General features: G+C 65.9%; 18 protein-coding genes. 9 read left to right on the forward strand and 9 right to left on the reverse strand.

Going from position 1 to position 15005, the window contains the following annotated elements; genetic code table 11:
• Nucleotides 1-6: 6 nt before the first annotated feature.
• Complete coding sequence (locus AWC12_RS11615; protein ID WP_024446502.1) at nt 7-957, forward strand: carbon-nitrogen hydrolase family protein; 951 nt, start codon at nt 7-9, stop codon at nt 955-957.
• A 32-nt stretch (nt 958-989) separates the two neighbouring features.
• On the opposite strand, the gene AWC12_RS11620 is transcribed toward AWC12_RS11615, so the two are convergent.
• Complete coding sequence (locus AWC12_RS11620) at nt 990-1433, reverse strand: hypothetical protein (RefSeq protein ID WP_085174392.1); 444 nt, start codon at nt 1431-1433, stop codon at nt 990-992.
• Nucleotides 1430-2584: a molybdopterin-dependent oxidoreductase gene (locus tag AWC12_RS11625; RefSeq protein WP_085174600.1), complete on the reverse strand. Its 1155-nt coding sequence runs from the start codon at nt 2582-2584 to the stop codon at nt 1430-1432. The genes AWC12_RS11620 and AWC12_RS11625 overlap by 4 nt, the downstream gene beginning before the upstream one ends.
• 132 nt (nt 2585-2716) lie before the next feature.
• Between AWC12_RS11625 and AWC12_RS11630 the strand changes: the two genes are divergently transcribed.
• On the forward strand, nt 2717-3394 hold the full coding sequence (locus AWC12_RS11630) for a TetR/AcrR family transcriptional regulator (RefSeq protein WP_085174393.1): 678 nt from the start codon (nt 2717-2719) through the stop codon (nt 3392-3394).
• The gene (locus tag AWC12_RS11635) at nt 3391-4806 is read left to right on the forward strand and encodes a dihydrolipoyl dehydrogenase family protein (protein ID WP_085174395.1); all 1416 of its coding nucleotides are present in this window, start codon (nt 3391-3393) and stop codon (nt 4804-4806) included. Before AWC12_RS11630 ends, AWC12_RS11635 begins: the two co-directional genes overlap by 4 nt.
• A gap of 10 nt (nt 4807-4816) precedes the next feature.
• Here AWC12_RS11635 and AWC12_RS11640 read toward each other — a convergent pair whose 3' ends face one another.
• Nucleotides 4817-5710 carry an aldo/keto reductase gene (locus AWC12_RS11640; protein ID WP_085174397.1) on the reverse strand — a complete coding sequence of 298 codons (894 nt, stop codon included), beginning with the start codon at nt 5708-5710 and terminating at the stop codon, nt 4817-4819.
• Between the two features lie 27 nt (nt 5711-5737).
• On the reverse strand, nt 5738-6640 hold the full coding sequence (locus AWC12_RS11645; RefSeq protein WP_165762799.1) for an alpha/beta fold hydrolase: 903 nt from the start codon (nt 6638-6640) through the stop codon (nt 5738-5740).
• 97 nt (nt 6641-6737) lie between these two features.
• Here AWC12_RS11645 and AWC12_RS11650 point away from each other — a divergent pair, with 97 nt between their 5' ends.
• Complete coding sequence (locus tag AWC12_RS11650; RefSeq protein WP_165762800.1) at nt 6738-7577, forward strand: IclR family transcriptional regulator; 840 nt, start codon at nt 6738-6740, stop codon at nt 7575-7577.
• A gap of 93 nt (nt 7578-7670) precedes the next feature.
• On the forward strand, nt 7671-8255 hold the full coding sequence (locus tag AWC12_RS11655; protein ID WP_085174401.1) for a hypothetical protein: 585 nt from the start codon (nt 7671-7673) through the stop codon (nt 8253-8255).
• A 22-nt stretch (nt 8256-8277) separates the two neighbouring features.
• On the opposite strand, the gene AWC12_RS11660 is transcribed toward AWC12_RS11655, so the two are convergent.
• From AWC12_RS11660 to AWC12_RS11670, 3 genes are all read right to left on the reverse strand, one after another.
• Nucleotides 8278-9006, reverse strand: a complete 729-nt coding sequence (locus tag AWC12_RS11660) for an L-threonylcarbamoyladenylate synthase (RefSeq protein ID WP_085174403.1) — start codon at nt 9004-9006, stop codon at nt 8278-8280.
• Nucleotides 9007-9151: 145 nt separating this feature from the next.
• Entirely contained in the window at nt 9152-9991 is an 840-nt protein-coding gene (locus AWC12_RS11665; protein ID WP_085174405.1) for an SDR family NAD(P)-dependent oxidoreductase, read from the reverse strand.
• A complete protein-coding gene (locus AWC12_RS11670) occupies nt 9988-10338 on the reverse strand; it encodes a nuclear transport factor 2 family protein (RefSeq protein ID WP_207576415.1) in 351 nt (116 codons plus the stop codon). Before AWC12_RS11670 ends, AWC12_RS11665 begins: the two co-directional genes overlap by 4 nt.
• 149 nt (nt 10339-10487) lie before the next feature.
• On the opposite strand from AWC12_RS11670, the gene AWC12_RS11675 reads away from it, so the two are divergent.
• The 3 genes from AWC12_RS11675 to AWC12_RS11680 are packed head-to-tail and all read left to right on the forward strand — an operon-like array spanning nt 10488 to nt 12179.
• Complete coding sequence (locus AWC12_RS11675) at nt 10488-11315, forward strand: MerR family transcriptional regulator (protein WP_085174407.1); 828 nt, start codon at nt 10488-10490, stop codon at nt 11313-11315.
• A 1-nt stretch (nt 11316) separates the two neighbouring features.
• On the forward strand, nt 11317-11601 hold the full coding sequence (locus tag AWC12_RS31340; RefSeq protein WP_207576416.1) for an LLM class oxidoreductase: 285 nt from the start codon (nt 11317-11319) through the stop codon (nt 11599-11601).
• A gap of 2 nt (nt 11602-11603) precedes the next feature.
• On the forward strand, nt 11604-12179 hold the full coding sequence (locus AWC12_RS11680) for a TIGR03620 family F420-dependent LLM class oxidoreductase (RefSeq protein WP_234813973.1): 576 nt from the start codon (nt 11604-11606) through the stop codon (nt 12177-12179).
• A 60-nt stretch (nt 12180-12239) separates the two neighbouring features.
• Here the strand turns inward: AWC12_RS11680 and AWC12_RS11685 are convergent, their stop codons facing one another.
• Entirely contained in the window at nt 12240-12791 is a 552-nt protein-coding gene (locus tag AWC12_RS11685) for a YaeQ family protein (protein WP_085174409.1), read from the reverse strand.
• 97 nt (nt 12792-12888) lie between these two features.
• Nucleotides 12889-13917, reverse strand: a complete 1029-nt coding sequence (locus AWC12_RS11690) for an aldo/keto reductase (RefSeq protein ID WP_085174411.1) — start codon at nt 13915-13917, stop codon at nt 12889-12891.
• 91 nt (nt 13918-14008) lie between these two features.
• On the opposite strand from AWC12_RS11690, the gene AWC12_RS11695 reads away from it, so the two are divergent.
• Complete coding sequence (locus AWC12_RS11695; RefSeq protein WP_085174413.1) at nt 14009-14950, forward strand: AraC family transcriptional regulator; 942 nt, start codon at nt 14009-14011, stop codon at nt 14948-14950.
• Nucleotides 14951-15005 lie beyond the last annotated feature (55 nt).

A 15005-nucleotide genomic window follows, 5' to 3' on the forward strand; every position in this document is an offset into this window, starting at 1 on the left:
GGCGACATGGATCAGACTCTGGTTGTCGGCGCCGTCCAGATGGCACCGGTCTTCCTCGACCGCGCGGCCACACTCGACAAAGTCGAACGGTACATCGACGAGGCCGGCGCGAGCGGCTGCCGTCTCGTCGCGTTCGGGGAGACGCTGGTACCCGGCTACCCGTTCTGGCTGGGGCGTACGGACGGGGCGAGATTCAATTCCGATCTCCAGCGGGAGATCCACTCGCTCTACCTACGCGAAGCGGTACAGATCGAGGCCGGCCATCTCGACGGCGTGCGAGACGCCGCGCGACGCAACGGTACGGCGGTCGTGCTCGGCGTCGCCGAGCGCCCCGCCGACCGCGGCGGCCACAGCATCTACTGTTCGGCAGTGACGATCGACGCGCGCGGAGAGGTGGCGTCCGTACACCGAAAGCTCACTCCCACTTACGAAGAGCGACTGAGCTGGGCCAGCGGTGACGGCCACGGACTCGTCACGCACGAGCTGTCGCCTTTCACCCTCGGCTCGCTCAACTGCTGGGAGAACTGGATGCCGTTGTCGCGTACCGCGCTGTACTCGCAGGGCGAGGACCTGCACGTCGCGCTATGGCCGGGCGATGTGTACGACACCGCGGACGCCACCCGGTTCATTGCGCTCGAGTCGCGGTCCTACGTCATCTCCGTGTCCGGCGTACTGCGCCGCGAGCACATCCCCGACTTCATGCCGGGCGCGGACATGATGCGCGCGGCGAGCGACGAGCAGATCAGCACCGGCGGGACGTGCATCGCCGCGCCCGACGGGAGCTGGTTGGTCGAACCGATCGCCGACACCGAGGGCTTGACGGTCGCGACGCTTGACCACGGTCAGGTGCGCCGTGAGCGCCAAAACTTCGATCCCTCAGGCCATTACGGTCGTCCCGACGTGACGAGACTCGTCGTCGATCGACGGCGGCAGGCGCTGACGGCATTTACAGACTGACCTGCGGGGTGCCACGCCTGGCGATGTATGGCTCATCGGCGTCGACGCGATAGCGCGGAGATCGCATACCACAGCGGCACACTCGCCCACACTAGCGCCAGTGATACGCCCAACCCGAGTGGGTAATCGCGGTCCAGAACGCTCGGGTTGTCGGGCTTGGCTCCCGGCGTGTCGAAGACGGGGATGGCGAGTAGTACCAGGGTGATTGAGCACATCGCGGCGACGGCGACCGGTGGCCACCAGCGTCCTTTGATCAGCCGCCGGGATGTGTACCCGAGGGCGGCAGTCAACGGTGCGAACACGAAGTCGTGGATGATCACGCCCGCCGCCGCCCACACGGCGATACGCAACAGTGCGTCCGTGGGAAATTCCCAAAGCTGCCACGCGCCGTAGCCGCCGATGGCGACGCCCATCGCCACCAAAGCCCACCGAAGGGTCCTCACCCCGGCAGTCGGTGCGTCCGTCACCTCGGTCATGCGCCTACCACCTCGATCCGGGTCAACCATTTCGTCTGCAAAACACCCGGTCTCGTCGGTGCGATCAGTCGACAGGGGTATCCGTGATCGAGGTCGAGTTCCCCTCCGTTCAACCGGAGGGCGATCAGCGTCGCCGAATCACGGGCGTGACGAGCGGGCAGTGTCGTTCGCGAATACGGACCCGGCGGCTCGAGCGAGATCATCCGAACGTCGGATTCCGGCGAGCCGCCGACCGCGGAAATGAGATCGGCGAGAACAATACCGGTCCATTGCGCGCTGGCACTCCATCCCTCGACGCAGGCGATCGGCAGTTCGTGCGTCGATTGCGGCATCGCCTGCAGTTCGGCCAGGGTGAAGCTACGACTCCCACTCGGGCCGACCACAGTCAGCCGGTACTCCGGAGAACGGGCGGACCGCACGACGCCTGCGGCGAGCGCCGTTCGGTTCACGGGAAGACCCTGCGGTCCGTCGCCGGAGCGCGGGGCGAGCACCGACACCCGTTTGAGCCATGGCACCGTCTGACCTGCGGTCGCGATGGTGGCGACGGCGGTAGCCGCGGCAGCACCGACGAGAACGTTGCGTCGGCTCGGTCCGACGACGCCGCCCCCCGTGACGTCGGCTGAGTCGACCGGTTCGCCGAGCGCGCGCCGGATCACCGGAAGCTTGACGCCGACGTGCACGACGATCGCGCCCACGGCGACCCACGCCATTGCGTAATGCGCTGGTGGAAAGAAGAATCCGAACACGTACCACTGTGCGATGTTGAGCAGTCCTGTACTGAGCTGGAAGATCATCGAGCCGACGAGCACGAGGATGGACAACCGCTCGAGCTGCCGGGTCACGCCTCCGATCACCGGGCGCGCGAACAGCTTCGGCCACACCGACCACAGCTTGACCACCAGCAGCGGGATGGCCGCAATCCCACTGATCACGTGCAATCCCTGTGTGAACCGGTAGAGCCACACCGGCCGGGTGGGCCACCAGAACCATGGCTGCGGGTGCTGGATGAAGTGACTGATGAGTCCGGTCGCCATGCACAGCGCGACGGCGACCCCCAGCCACATCCCGACCCGGACGGTCACCGCCGTAGTCCGGGAATCGGAGAATCCTCTTCGGCGCACCGGTACCCGTGCACGTGCGTCTGAAGACATGCCGTTGATCACCTCTGTGTCCTCGTGCCCGGCGACTGTCGGCGCCGAGCTCAGCACCCAAGTGTACTGAGCAATACAGCCACTGTACTGTCTAGTACAGAACATGTCCCCGGGAAAGGCGAGGAGGCAACGATGAAATCGACACCGACCACGGACCGCGGTCGGGCCACCGTCGAGCGAATCATCGAGGCCGCGTGTGACCTCTTCGGCACGCAGGGGATCCAATCCACCTCACTCGACGAGATCGGCGCCGCCGCAGGCGTCGGGCGCAGTCAGCTCTACCACTTCTTCGTCGACAAGTCCGACCTCGTCGCCGAGGTGGTCGCGGTGCAAGTCGAACGCGTCGTCAGCGGGCTCACCCCGACCTTCGAGTCGATGTCGACAGCCGCTGACGTCCACGCCTGGTGTGACGAGGTCGTCGCCTTTCACGCCGCGTCCACGTCAAACATCCGCTGCCCCATCGGGTCGCTGATCCATCAACTCCGGGCCGACGACGTGGCAGCGCGACGAGCACTGGTCTCCGGCTTCACGCGATGGGAACAGTTACTGGCCGCCGGACTTCAACGCGTGGATGACGCCGGAGGTCTCAACAAGGGCTCGGACGCCGACACGCTGGCCTCCGCTCTGCTCGCGGCCTACCAGGGCGGCGTGCTGCTGGCCAATGCCTCCGGCGATGTGGCGCCCTTGCGGCGCGCCCTCCGGGGCGTCGTCGACGCGGCACTCGCCGGCTCTCCCCGCCCGGGCGAAACGAAACGGGCGAGGACCGCGTGCACATTCAGTGATTCAACGATTGTCGAGGAGAAACCATGAGCAGTGTCGACCGATTCGACGTGGTGATCATAGGCGGAGGGCCCGGCGGTGTGACCGCGGCGCTAGGCCTCGCAGCCCAGGGGCTCGCCGTGGCCCTCATCGAAGACCGGCTGGTCGGTGGCGAGTGCCACTACTGGGCGTGCAATCCGACCAAGGCGCTCATCAGGCCCATCGAGGTCCTCCAACTCGCCAGAGCGGTTCCCGGAGTTCGGGAGGTCGTCACCGGCCAGGGCCTTGACCTCGAGGCGGTGTTCGCCAAAAGAGACGTCATCATCGATCACCTCGTCGATCGCGATATCGTCGCCAACCTTGGGCAAGCCGGCATCGAGGTCGTTCACGGTCGAGGTCGCCTCGACGGGGACCGCACGGTGGCTGTTGTCGAACCCGATGGCTCGCAGCGCCGTCTGTACGCCGAGCACGCCGTCGTTCTCGCCACGGGGACAAGCCCTTTCATCCCCGACATCGACGGTTTGAGGTCTGCGGCACCGTGGACCAATCGCGATCTCGCGACCATGACCAGCGTTCCTGCCAGGAGCATCGTCCTCGGGGGCGGAGTCGTCGGCGTGGAAAGCGCTACCATCCTGTCCGGGCTCGGAAGTGAGGTCACCCTGCTGGCGCGGGGGCCCGCCCTGCTGCCGGGCTCCGAACCCTTCGCCGGAGCGCGAGTGGCGCGCGCGCTACAAGACCGCGGCGTCAAGATCCATGTCGAATCCACGGTGACATCCGTCGAGCGGCCAGGTTCCGGTGGCGTCCGCGTCGTCACTGCTGACACCCAACTCGAAGCTGACGAAATCCTCGTCGCCACAGGACGTTCGGTCAATACCGAGGACTTGGGTCTGGAGACTGTCGGTCTTCCCGTCGGGGAGTTCGTCACGGTCGACGACCACCTCACGGCAACCGGAGTCGACGGTGAGTGGCTCTACGCAATCGGTGACACGACAGGTCGTGCGCTGCTATCGCATGTGTCCCAGTACCACGCCGGCATCGTGGCAGACGTCGTGGCCCGCCGCGCACGGGGTGCAGTGCCGGATGGCCCGGAATCCACCGCACGGGATAGCGGCCGCCTGGCGCAGATCATCTTCACTGATCCGCAGGTGGTCGAGGTCGGTTACACCGAAGCCGCAGCGCGCGCGGCGGGATTCACCGTGACGACGCGCAGCGCGCTTTACCCCGGAGAGCTCACCCAGCTGTCGATCCTTCGCGACGGATTCGAAGCGGAGGGAAAGCTGGTGATCGACGCCGACCGCGACACGCTTCTGGGAGCCACGTTCGTCGGACCGGACGTCGCGGACCTGGTGCAGGCGGCAACCGTTGCCGTGGTCGGCGAGGTTCCGCTGTCGGTGCTGCGCCATGTGATCGCGCCGCATCCGTCGCTCAGCCAGGTCTGGAACCCGTTGCTCGCGGCGGGTTGACACCAGGCTCTCAACTGCCGGCCGCGCTGAGCGTGTGGAGCTCTTCTTGAGTCAACTGCAGGTCAGCGGCGGCCATGTTCTCCTCCAGATGCGCACGCCGCGATGTCCCCGGGATGGGAAGCATCGCCGGTGAGACATGCAGAAGCCAGGCGATCGCCACCTGGCCCACGGTGCATTGATGTGCCCGGGCGACGTCGGCGAGCGCCCGGTGGGCCGAGTCGAGCCCGCCCTGTGCGACCGGTGCCCACGGAATGAACGTGCGACTATCGCGCTCGCACACCTTCAGCATGTCTTGCGCTCCGCGGTCCATAACGTTGAATCGGCTTTGCACACTGACAATGTCGGCGATCTCCCGCGCCTCGTTGAGCTGCTCCACGGTGCACTGCGACATGCCGATCTCGCGGATCTTGCCCTCATCCTGGAGCGACTTGAGCTCACCGATCTGATCCGCCAGCGGCACTTTCGGATCCACCCGGTGCAGCTGCAGCAGATCGATCTGGTCGACGCCCAAACGTCGCATGCTCATCAACACCTGCTGCCGCAGGTATTCGGGTCGTCCGACCGGCGGCCACGCCGCCGGGCCCAGGCGCTTCGGTCCGGCGTCAGTGTCGATGACATCCGGTCCGTTTCGGGTCAGGCCGGCCTTCGTCGCGATTACGACATCGTCGGGGTACGGATGCAACGCCTCCCGCAGAATCTCCTCGGCGACATGCGGCCCATAGGAGTCGGCGGTGTCGATGAACTGCACGCCGAGGTCGATAGCCCGCCGGGCCACGGCGATACATTCGTCGCGGTCCTGCGGCTCGCCCCATATCCCGCGGCCTGTGAATCTCATCGATCCGAAGCCCAACCTCGACACCTTCTTGCCGGCAATGCCGATTGCCTGCGGGTGAGGATTCACCATCACAACTACCTCCAGTTTTGTTGTTACCTAACGTGTTCGCGCGTCCGCGTCGAAGTCGCAGAACATCTTGGTGAAGTGCGCCGGCTGTTCCTCGGCCACCCAGTGGCCGCAATCCGGGACGAGGTGCTCTGTCACCGATTCGGCGACCTCTTCACACATCGCCCGAAAGTTCTTGGCCAGAGGCCCGGAAGCGCCCCCGGACGCCAACACCGGAACGGCAAGCTTGCCGTGCTCCTGCAACGAGGCGCGGTTGTCTTCGGCGTCGCGGTCGAGCTCGCGGTAGATCTCACACATGGCGCGCATGGCTCCTGGCGCTTCGAACGCACGGGCGTACACGTCAAGGTCATCGTTGGAGATGGCATCCGGTTGGTAGGCCAACTCGTCGAAGAATCGATTGATGTACCACCGCTCACGTCCGTGCGTGAGGTATACCGCGACATCGGGGTTGGCATGAAACGAGAACTGCCAGGCCGACTTCTGCGTCACGCGCCAGTCGTAGTAGGCGGTGCCCGGCAACGGCGCTTCCATGAGGGTGGCGCTGACGACATCATCGCGGTAGCGCAGTGCGTAACTCAGCGCCAGCGTCGACCCCATGTCGTGCCCGACAAGCGAAACCGGCTCCGTCACGCCCAAGGTCTTCCGCAGCAGCGAGTGAACATCGCCGGCCATCGTCCGTTTGTCGTAGCCGTCACGAGGTTTGTCAGAAGCTCCGGCGCCGCGATAGTCGGGCATGATGACCCGGTAACCGGCGGCGGCGAGCGGCATCATGACTTTGCGCCACTCGTACCTCGTCTGGGGAGCGCCATGCAGAAGCACCACGGTCTTGAGGAAGTCAGCGGGGGCGACCACGGTGTAACCGAGACGAACCGTCCTATCCGGGTCGACCCAGTCCCGACCGTGCCGCACCTCGGCATCGCATGCTGTGGTCATGTGTCGGCATCTCTCTGCGAAGGTTTCGAGACAACAGTGGACAGCGCGCACGACGTGCTCCAAACTTGGTTGCGCCAGCTGAAACCAACAGGTTGTGATGTCAGGACCCCGAAAGTCACCGAAACCTCCCCAGCCGGATCTTCTTCGAAGACCGCTGCTGGTGCTGGAAACGCTTGCCGCCATGGAACAACCCGCGAGCCTGCTGGCAATCGCGTCGGCTGTCGGGTTGTCCAAGGCCGGTGCGTACCGAGTGTTGCGCACGCTGCAGGACGAGGGGTATGTCGACCATGTCGGCCGCCGCGGCTACCGCGTAGGGAGCCGCTCGATAGCGCTGGCCTCATTGGTGGGGCCACGTCCCGCGCTGCTCGAACGTGCGCGCCCCGTGCTGTCCAGACTGGCGGCCATGGCTCAGGCAACCGCAACTCTTCATCTCCGCAGCGGCGAGCATCGGGTCCTCGTGCTCGGCGCCGAACAAGGTACCAACCTGCAGGCGCGGCGGATCCACATCGGTGAGCGGTCACCCCTGACCTCCGGTTGCAGCGGCCGCGTGATCTTGGCTCATCTGCCCACCAAAGAGGCAAGCGCGGTGTTGGCGGAACACGCAATCGGCAGACATCGCGCAAAGCTCGAGCGCGAACTCGGCGACATCCGAGCCGACGGCTATGCCTTGTCGTTCAGCGAGAATCGCCCGTCCTTCAACGGAATCGGCGCAGCGCTTCTCGACCCGGACACCGGTTATCCGCTCGGGTCGATCGCCATCGCCGGACCCGACGAGCAACTGCCGGCGACAGCGCTGCGTACATTCGTCCGACCATTGATCGCTGCGTGCGACGGACTCGCACCACATTTTTGCGCCCTGCTCGGCCCGAACTCTTCGGCGCGTCGGGAAGCCCTCGATGTCACCATCCAGGACCTGGTGGCGGCCGCGCGCGCGTGATGCACGGTTGCACCATCTGAAACTTAAATGGCTGCCAGTGCGCCTGCCGATTCACAGTGAAGCCACTCAACGTGAACGGCCAAAGGACAGAACATGACCGACCAAACCCTGAAAGATCGAACCTCCGTTGATACGGATCAATGGCTACGACTCTATTACGCTGTGCGAGCGCTCTTTTCCCTTCTCTGGGTCGCCGCTGTCGTCGTCATCGGCTCGCAGTCCCCATTTGTGGCGGGTGCGCTACTGTTGATTTACCCGGCGTGGGATGGCCTGGCGAACGTGGTCGATGCCCGGCATAACGGGGGATTGCGCCGTAATCCGACCCAGGCGCTCAACACGGCTGTCAGCTTTCTCACCACTCTGGCTGTCGCCTTCGGGCTGGCCGCGAGTATGAACGTGGTGCTCGGGATTTTCGGTGTCTGGGCGAGCGGGTCAGGGGCCCTGCAGCTCGCGACGGCCGTCCGCAGATGGAAAGGCGTTGGCGCACAATGGCCGATGGCGCTAAGCGGTGCGCAGTCCGCAGCTGTCGGCGTCATGTTCCTGTGGCAGGCTGCCGGCCCTGCCGCACCCAGACCCGTCGATATCGCACCCTATGCAGCGTTCGGAGCCGTCTACTTCCTGGTTGCGGCGATCGGGTTGAGCGTGCGCGCTGCACGCCGGCGACGGCGCGGTGCCTGAATGAACAGACTGTGAGGCGCGTTCACTGTCCGAGCAAGTGCTCGCGAAGATGACCCGACGGCAGCGCATCCCAGCCGGGATCGTCGGGAAGGTTGATGCCGAACCGGTTGGCGAAGATGTCACTGATCAACTCGTAGCACGCACCGATGCGTACGACCTTCATCGTGGAGAAGTCGATCATCGTCGACGATCGGCGATAGAGGTGGTACTTCCGCAGGCCGTAGTCCAGCACCAGATCGACCGCGTCGAGGATGGGTTGTTCGATGTCCTGAACCCGGAACTTCGTCCCGGCGCCAGTCAGGTTCGCCGATGAACCGAGCAGTGGTGTCTCGTTCGCGTGCGCGATCCGAACCACCGCATCCTGGAGCGCACCACCGTTGACGAGCATCGCGAGAGTGTCGCCGACTGTGCTCGCCGCAAGCGTCTCGGGTTCGACAGCCGCGACGACGGGGTGAGTGGCGTCGTAGTGCCCGACAACCGCCAACGGAAGATCCGCATCGAGTACCACGGCGTCGACGATGTCCTGTTCACGCCGGCCGAGTTTGTGTACATCGCGGTGAAGGTCGTAGTTGCCTGCCATCGCATGCCGTTTATGCGGGGCCCGTCGCTTCGCCCGAAAGAGACGAAGCAACGCCTCAGAGGAGCTGGCGACGGCCCCGTAGCCGATATCGCTCGGCATGATGACCGCGCCGCCGGCGGCGACCGTGTCGTAGATGCGCTGCGCATCGCCGGGAATGTGGTATCTGCTCATAGGTTCTCCGCTCGCCGACCATCGCTCGTGTTCTCACTCAACACTCGACAGCCATCGTGAACCGTACAAGGTTGGTTTCGTCCACCGAAACCAACGAGGCGTCGCCACCGAGGCGGGGTCGGGTGCGTCTCGCTCAGGCGGCCCGCTAGGCCGGGAAATCCGCGCTGCGAGAGAGCGTTTCGTTCGCCCGAATGTCGGCCAGGCTCTGCTGGAGCGCATCGACCACAGCGTCATACCCGCCGTTTCCCAGCACCAGCCGTCGCGGCGGTGGCTCCTGGGCCATCGCCGCGATCACCGCACGGGCACCGCGACGCGGATCACCGGGTTGCGCGCCGTCCATCTCCACGAAGGCGGCGCGGACCTCCTTCAGCATGTCGTGGTACTCCGGAATCGGTTCGGCGACGGGCTCGTCCGCGAAGCCGGTGTAGGCGTTGGTGCGGAATGCTCCCGGTTCGACGGCCAACACGGAGATACCGTGCCCAGCGACCTCGTCGCGCAGCGCGTCGGTGACGGCCTCGACGGCGAACTTCGTCGCGCTGTAGTAGCCGAACCCCGGCGCAGCGACGAGACCCGCCACCGACGAGACGTAAACTATCCATCCGCTGCCGCGTGCCCGCATGCCCGGCAGCACTGCCCGCGTCACGGACAGCACCCCGAAGAAGTTGAGCTCGAACATCCCGCGCAACGCGGACTCGTCCATTCCCTCGATCGATCCGAACCAGCCGCGGCCGGCGTTGTTGACCAGCACGTCGATACCACCGAAGCGCTCCTCAGCAGTGCGCACCGCACGCCGCACCGCCGCGGTATCGGTGACGTCCATCGATACGACCAGGACGCGGTCGCCGTACTGCTGCGTCCACGTCGTCAGCTCCTGTGGACGCCGGGACGTGAGGACCACCCGGTCCCCAGTCTCGAGTGCGGCCTCGGCGAACGCCATCCCGAAGTTGCCGGGCGTGCCACCGGTGATGAACCATGTTCTGCTCACGGCTCGATCACCACCCGGCTGATCAGCGCGCCGTCGAGGGTGAACCGATAGTGCAGGTCGGCGACTCCACCGGGGAAGTCACCCTCGAGGTGCTGTGTCACGTCGATACTCGGGCCGGCCTGCCCTTCGAGCACTGTCGAGCCAGTGATTTCGGTGGTGTAGGTGTACTCGCTGGCCGCCGTCGCGACCCAGGTTTCGATGTCGGCGTGGCCTGTGTAGTCGTGGCCCTCGTCGGTGACGACGGCGTCCGGGGTGAGCGTCGCGAGAGCGCGGTCGGTATCTCGGGCGTCGAGTGCGGTCATGAACGTCGTGATGTTGTCCGGGAGTGCATCCCAATCTGTGGTCATGCCACCACGGTGCGGTTTCCCGTAAGGGAAAGGTCAAGCCGAATCGCAGAAGTCATGTCGATTAGGCGTCGCGTTGACCTTCCCCCTGGGGGAAGCTGCAGGATGGCCCCACCCGCACGACGCGGGCGCGGAGCACAGAGGAGGACCAGATGGGCGCGCACGTCTCGATCGGCGACTTCGCCGTGATGACCGGCCTGAGTAGGAAGGCGCTTCGGCACTACCACGACATCGGCATCCTCGAGCCGGCGCACATCGACTCCCACACCGGCTACCGCTTTTACGACACCAGCCAGGTCGATCACGCCCACATCATCCGCCGGTTCCGAGCCCTCGACATGTCCATCCCCGACATCAAGGCGCTGTTGAGCACCGAGGACGCGACCGCGCGCACCGAGATCATCACGACCCATCTCGCACAGATGGAGGAGCAACTGCAGCAGACCCGTGACACCGTCGGCGCGCTGCGCGAACTGCTCTCCCCCGTCGGCACCCCGGCCCACGTGGAGGTGCAGCGCAAACCGGCGCTGTCCGTCTGGTCCATCGGCGATACCATCGAGGTCACCGAGATCGACGACTGGTTCGGGTCGACTCTGGGAGTGCTGCGCGACGCACTCGCGACGGTGCACGGCGCGCCTTTCGAGGCCGCGCCGGGAGGCCTCTACGACCGAGCACTGTTCCTCGAATCACGAGGAAAGGCAACGATGTTCGTCCCCGCGCCACACACCGCACGTCCGCCGGACGGTGTCCGCGCCGAGGTCCTGCCCGCAGCCGAGTTCGCCGTGCTCACCCACACCGGCGGTCACGACGGCATCGACCGCAGTTACGCGGCTCTGGGCACATACGTCAACGAACGTCTGATCAGTCACCAGGGCCCGATCCGCGAGCACTACCTCGGCGCCACGCCCCACGCTCCCATGGCGTTCACCGCCACCGAGATCTGCTGGCCCATCTTCAGCACCACCCCACCGGCGGAATGACATGCGCGAGCATTTCGGCACGTACGGAGCATGGCTCAATCCCGCGCTGGGTGATGTGCACCGCATCGAGTACGCCCCTGAACTCGAAGATCTCGGCTACCAGACGATCTGGGTGGGAATCGGTGCCGACCCCGTAGGCGATATGGGCTTGCTTGAGCAGATGATCGCCTCGACGAGGCATGCGATCATCGCGAGCGCCATCATCAACATGTGGCACGACGACGCGCGCAGCGTCGCCATCACTACCACCGGATCGTCGATCGCCACGGACCTCGACTGCTGTTAGGCGTGGGCCTCGGTCATCCCGAAACCCGAGACGCCTACCAGAGGCCCTACGAGCGGATGGTCGACTACGTCGATTCGCTCTTGGAGAGTGCAGTGCCGGCCGACGCGATCGTGATCGGTGCCCTGGGTACCAAGACGATCACGCTGGCCGGCGACAGGACACTGGGGGCGCACCCCTATCTCACCGTGCCCGCGCACACACGGTATGCGCGAGAAGTCTTGGGCAAGAACGCTTTCCTAGCTCCCGAGCACAAGGTCGTGCTGACCGAGGACGGTCGTGAGGGGCGGAGGATCGGCCGCCCCGCCGTCCGGAATCCCTACCTCGGCTTGCGCAACTACACCAACAACCTCGTGCGGCACGGGTTCACCCGAGCGGATGTCGACGGATCGGGCAGCGACACCCTCATCGACGCCCTGGTCGCCCACGGTTCCCCGGCGACCATCTACGGCCAGATCAACGAGCACCTCATCGCCGGCGCCGACCACGTCGGCATCCAAGTCCTCGCCGAGGATCCCGCCGCCTCACCCGTGCAGGCCTTCCGAACCCTGGCCGAACACCGTCCGACGCACATTCCGTAGCCGTCGGCGTGAATTCGTCATCGGCCGGCGATCACGTGCCGCACGGCCGTTGTGCCGCCGTCAGAGCAACGGCTCGGGTGTGAAGGTGGCGTCGACCCCACCCACGGTCATCGTCACCTCACCTTCGATCACCATGACCTGCACCGCGACCCGTCGCTCGACGGTATCAGCCAGCTGCTGCACCGGTTCGTTCGGTATGCGCACCACAGACAGGTTCGGCAGCCCCGTCACTTTGGGGCCGACGGTGCGCCACCAGGTGGCCACTCCGGCGGCGAACGGGAACAGCCTCACCTGCTCGGCCTGGCCGGACGCCTTGCCCAACGCGCGTTCATCGGGTTGACCGACGTCGATCCACTCGAGAGTCCGGCCCGTGTAGTCGGCCAGTCGCAGGTCTGGTACGCCAGGGGTGGACAGGCCGGCGCCGAACGCCAGCTCACCGTCGACGTCGCTGAGTCGGTGTGCGCGCAGCCCAAACGCCAACAATCGCACCACCATTCGCTCATCGGTCTCGCTGGGATGACGGGCCACGGTCAGCGAGTGGTCGGCGTAGTAGCCGTGATCGACATCGGAAACGGCGAGTTCGACTTTGAACACGGTTGCGGATAGGGCCACGTCATAGTGTCCACCCGGGCGGTGTTCCGCGATCAGTCGGGTCTCTTCGAGTTGTGCAGGCCGCGCGCACGGGTGGACTGGAACTCCTCGCTGGCCGTCAGGCCGGGACTCGGCCACCGCCGGCGAAGTCCCAGACCCATTGCGGGTAGGACCGGCCCGGGTCGGTGACCGCGTCGAGGTCGGCCATGTCCTGCGCCGTCAACACCAGATCGGCTGCCCCGGCACTGTCGGCCAGCTGATCCGGGCGCTTGGCGCCGACGACAACGCTGGTCACCGCCGGCCGGGACAGCACCCAGGCCAAGGCGACCTGAGCCGCGCTGACCCCGTGCCGAGTGGCCACGGAACGCAGCACATCGACCACGTCCCAGGCGCTGTGGGGGTCGATCGGGGGAAAGTCGGGATAATCCGCGGCAGCCCGGCGAGCTCCGGGATCGTCGGCGCCCGAGCGGCGGTACTTGCCGGAGAGGATGCCTCCTGCCAACGGCGCCCACACCAGTAGCGAAAGGTTCTGGTCGAGAGCCATCGGCACGATCTCCCGCTCGACATCACGGCCGAGCAGCGAATAGTAGGACTGAGACGCGACAAACCTGGTCCAACCGCGGCGCTCGGATACGGCCTGCGCCTTCATGATTTGCCACGCGGCCAGGTTGGAACAGCCCACGTAGCGGACCTTGCCCTGGCGCACCAGGTCGTCGAGGGCGGCCAGCGTCTCCTCGATCGGAGTGACCGGGTCGATGCTGTGCAGTTGGTACAGATCGATGTGGTCGGTTCTCAGGCGGCGCAGGCTGTCCTCCAACGCGCGCATCAGGTGCAGGCGCGAAGAACCGATTCGGTTGGGTCCCGCGCCCGTGCGTGCACTGAACTTGGTTGCCAGGATGACATCGTCTCGACGAGCCTGCAGCGCTGTGCCCAGCAACTCCTCGGACTCGCCGTCGGAGTACACATCGGCGGTGTCGATCAGGTTGATGCCGAGGTCGAGAGCCTGTCCGACAACGGATTCGGTGGCACGCAGGTCGAGGCCACCCAGAGCATCACCCAGGGTCGTGCCTGCCCCGCCGAACGTCATCGACCCCAGGCTGACCACGGACACGTAGACACCGGTGTTTCCGAGCATGCGGTATTTCATGTGTCCGACGGTAGGACGCCCGTACTGGCTTTTCTATAGCAGAATCGATTGATTTTGTGCTCGATCGTCCGAGTTGACGGATACTGGTCCGATGGACCCGCTGTCGGACATCGTCTCGATGGTCACCGTAGAGGCGGCTGTCACCTCCCGGTTGGAGGCCTCGGGCAGTTGGGGGCTGCGCTTCGCCGCGGTGCCGTACGCCAAGTTCGGTGTGGTGCACCAGGGTGTGTGCTGGATCGCCGCGCCGGACCACCCTGCTGTACGGCTGAAGGCGGGCGACTGCTACCTGTTCACCGCCGGCGGTCAGTACACCATGACCAGCGCCGCGGACACCCCCGCCGAGACCGTGGAAGACGCAGAGGTGCGGTACGCAGCCGACGCGGTCGACGGTTGGCTACGGCTGGGGGAGGTCGAGGACGCCCCGGACGTCGTCGTCACCGGTGGTCGGTTCGTGCTCAACGCCGATCACGCGGCACTGCTGCTGGATCTGTTGCCGCCGGTGATGGCCATCTACGCCGGCTCCAAACCGGCGCCGGCGTTGCGGGCGGCAATGGACTTGTTGGCGGCCGAAACCGCCGCCGGAGCGCAGCAGCTCGGTGGCGACCTCGTGCGGACGCACCTGGCGCACATCGTCATCACCATGGCACTCCGCGCCTACGCCGCAGGACCCGATGTGCGCGGTTGGCTTGCGGCGCTGACGGATCCGCAGCTGTGTTCCGTTCTGCGCGCCGTACACCACAACCCTGCACATCCGTGGACCGTCAGAGAACTGGCCCAGCGCGCCCACCTCGCCCGCTCCACGTTCGCAGCCCGATTCCGCGAGCTCGTCGGAGTGCCCCCGCTGGAGTACCTGCTGCATCTGAGAATGCATCATGCGGTCGGGCTGTTGCGCCGGCCGGACGCCTCCGTCACCGAGGTCGCAGAACGAGTCGGCTACGCCTCGCACAGTTCCTTCTCCCACGCATTCACCCGCGTGATGGGCGCGCCGCCAGGCCGCTTCCGGAACGGGGCCGCCGCCAGCGAACACGCGTAGCCGCGGGCCGAGATCTCGGCAGGCGCCCACCCACCGGCCGCGCCGTCGCGCGCTC

Origin of the sequence: Mycolicibacterium iranicum (assembly GCF_002101705.1) — a bacterium.
Classification (GTDB): domain Bacteria; phylum Actinomycetota; class Actinomycetes; order Mycobacteriales; family Mycobacteriaceae; genus Mycobacterium; species Mycobacterium iranicum.

What these genes read in the sequence shown, in the direction of transcription:
- AWC12_RS11690 (WP_085174411.1), bottom strand. Translation starts at nt 13,917, where the DNA reads ATGAAATACCGCATGCTCGGAAACACCGGTGTCTACGTGTCCGTGGTC.
- AWC12_RS11615 (WP_024446502.1), top strand. Translation starts at nt 7, where the DNA reads ATGGATCAGACTCTGGTTGTCGGCGCCGTCCAGATGGCACCGGTCTTC.
- AWC12_RS31340 (WP_207576416.1), top strand. Translation starts at nt 11,317, where the DNA reads ATGCGCGAGCATTTCGGCACGTACGGAGCATGGCTCAATCCCGCGCTG.
- AWC12_RS11660 (WP_085174403.1), bottom strand. Translation starts at nt 9,006, where the DNA reads ATGAGCAGATACCACATTCCCGGCGATGCGCAGCGCATCTACGACACG.
- AWC12_RS11635 (WP_085174395.1), top strand. Translation starts at nt 3,391, where the DNA reads ATGAGCAGTGTCGACCGATTCGACGTGGTGATCATAGGCGGAGGGCCC.
- AWC12_RS11695 (WP_085174413.1), top strand. Translation starts at nt 14,009, where the DNA reads ATGGACCCGCTGTCGGACATCGTCTCGATGGTCACCGTAGAGGCGGCT.
- AWC12_RS11620 (WP_085174392.1), bottom strand. Translation starts at nt 1,433, where the DNA reads ATGACCGAGGTGACGGACGCACCGACTGCCGGGGTGAGGACCCTTCGG.
- AWC12_RS11625 (WP_085174600.1), bottom strand. Translation starts at nt 2,584, where the DNA reads ATGTCTTCAGACGCACGTGCACGGGTACCGGTGCGCCGAAGAGGATTC.
- AWC12_RS11640 (WP_085174397.1), bottom strand. Translation starts at nt 5,710, where the DNA reads ATGGTGAATCCTCACCCGCAGGCAATCGGCATTGCCGGCAAGAAGGTG.
- AWC12_RS11650 (WP_165762800.1), top strand. Translation starts at nt 6,738, where the DNA reads ATGTCAGGACCCCGAAAGTCACCGAAACCTCCCCAGCCGGATCTTCTT.
- AWC12_RS11630 (WP_085174393.1), top strand. Translation starts at nt 2,717, where the DNA reads ATGAAATCGACACCGACCACGGACCGCGGTCGGGCCACCGTCGAGCGA.
- AWC12_RS11670 (WP_207576415.1), bottom strand. Translation starts at nt 10,338, where the DNA reads ATGACCACAGATTGGGATGCACTCCCGGACAACATCACGACGTTCATG.
- AWC12_RS11675 (WP_085174407.1), top strand. Translation starts at nt 10,488, where the DNA reads ATGGGCGCGCACGTCTCGATCGGCGACTTCGCCGTGATGACCGGCCTG.
- AWC12_RS11655 (WP_085174401.1), top strand. Translation starts at nt 7,671, where the DNA reads ATGACCGACCAAACCCTGAAAGATCGAACCTCCGTTGATACGGATCAA.
- AWC12_RS11645 (WP_165762799.1), bottom strand. Translation starts at nt 6,640, where the DNA reads ATGACCACAGCATGCGATGCCGAGGTGCGGCACGGTCGGGACTGGGTC.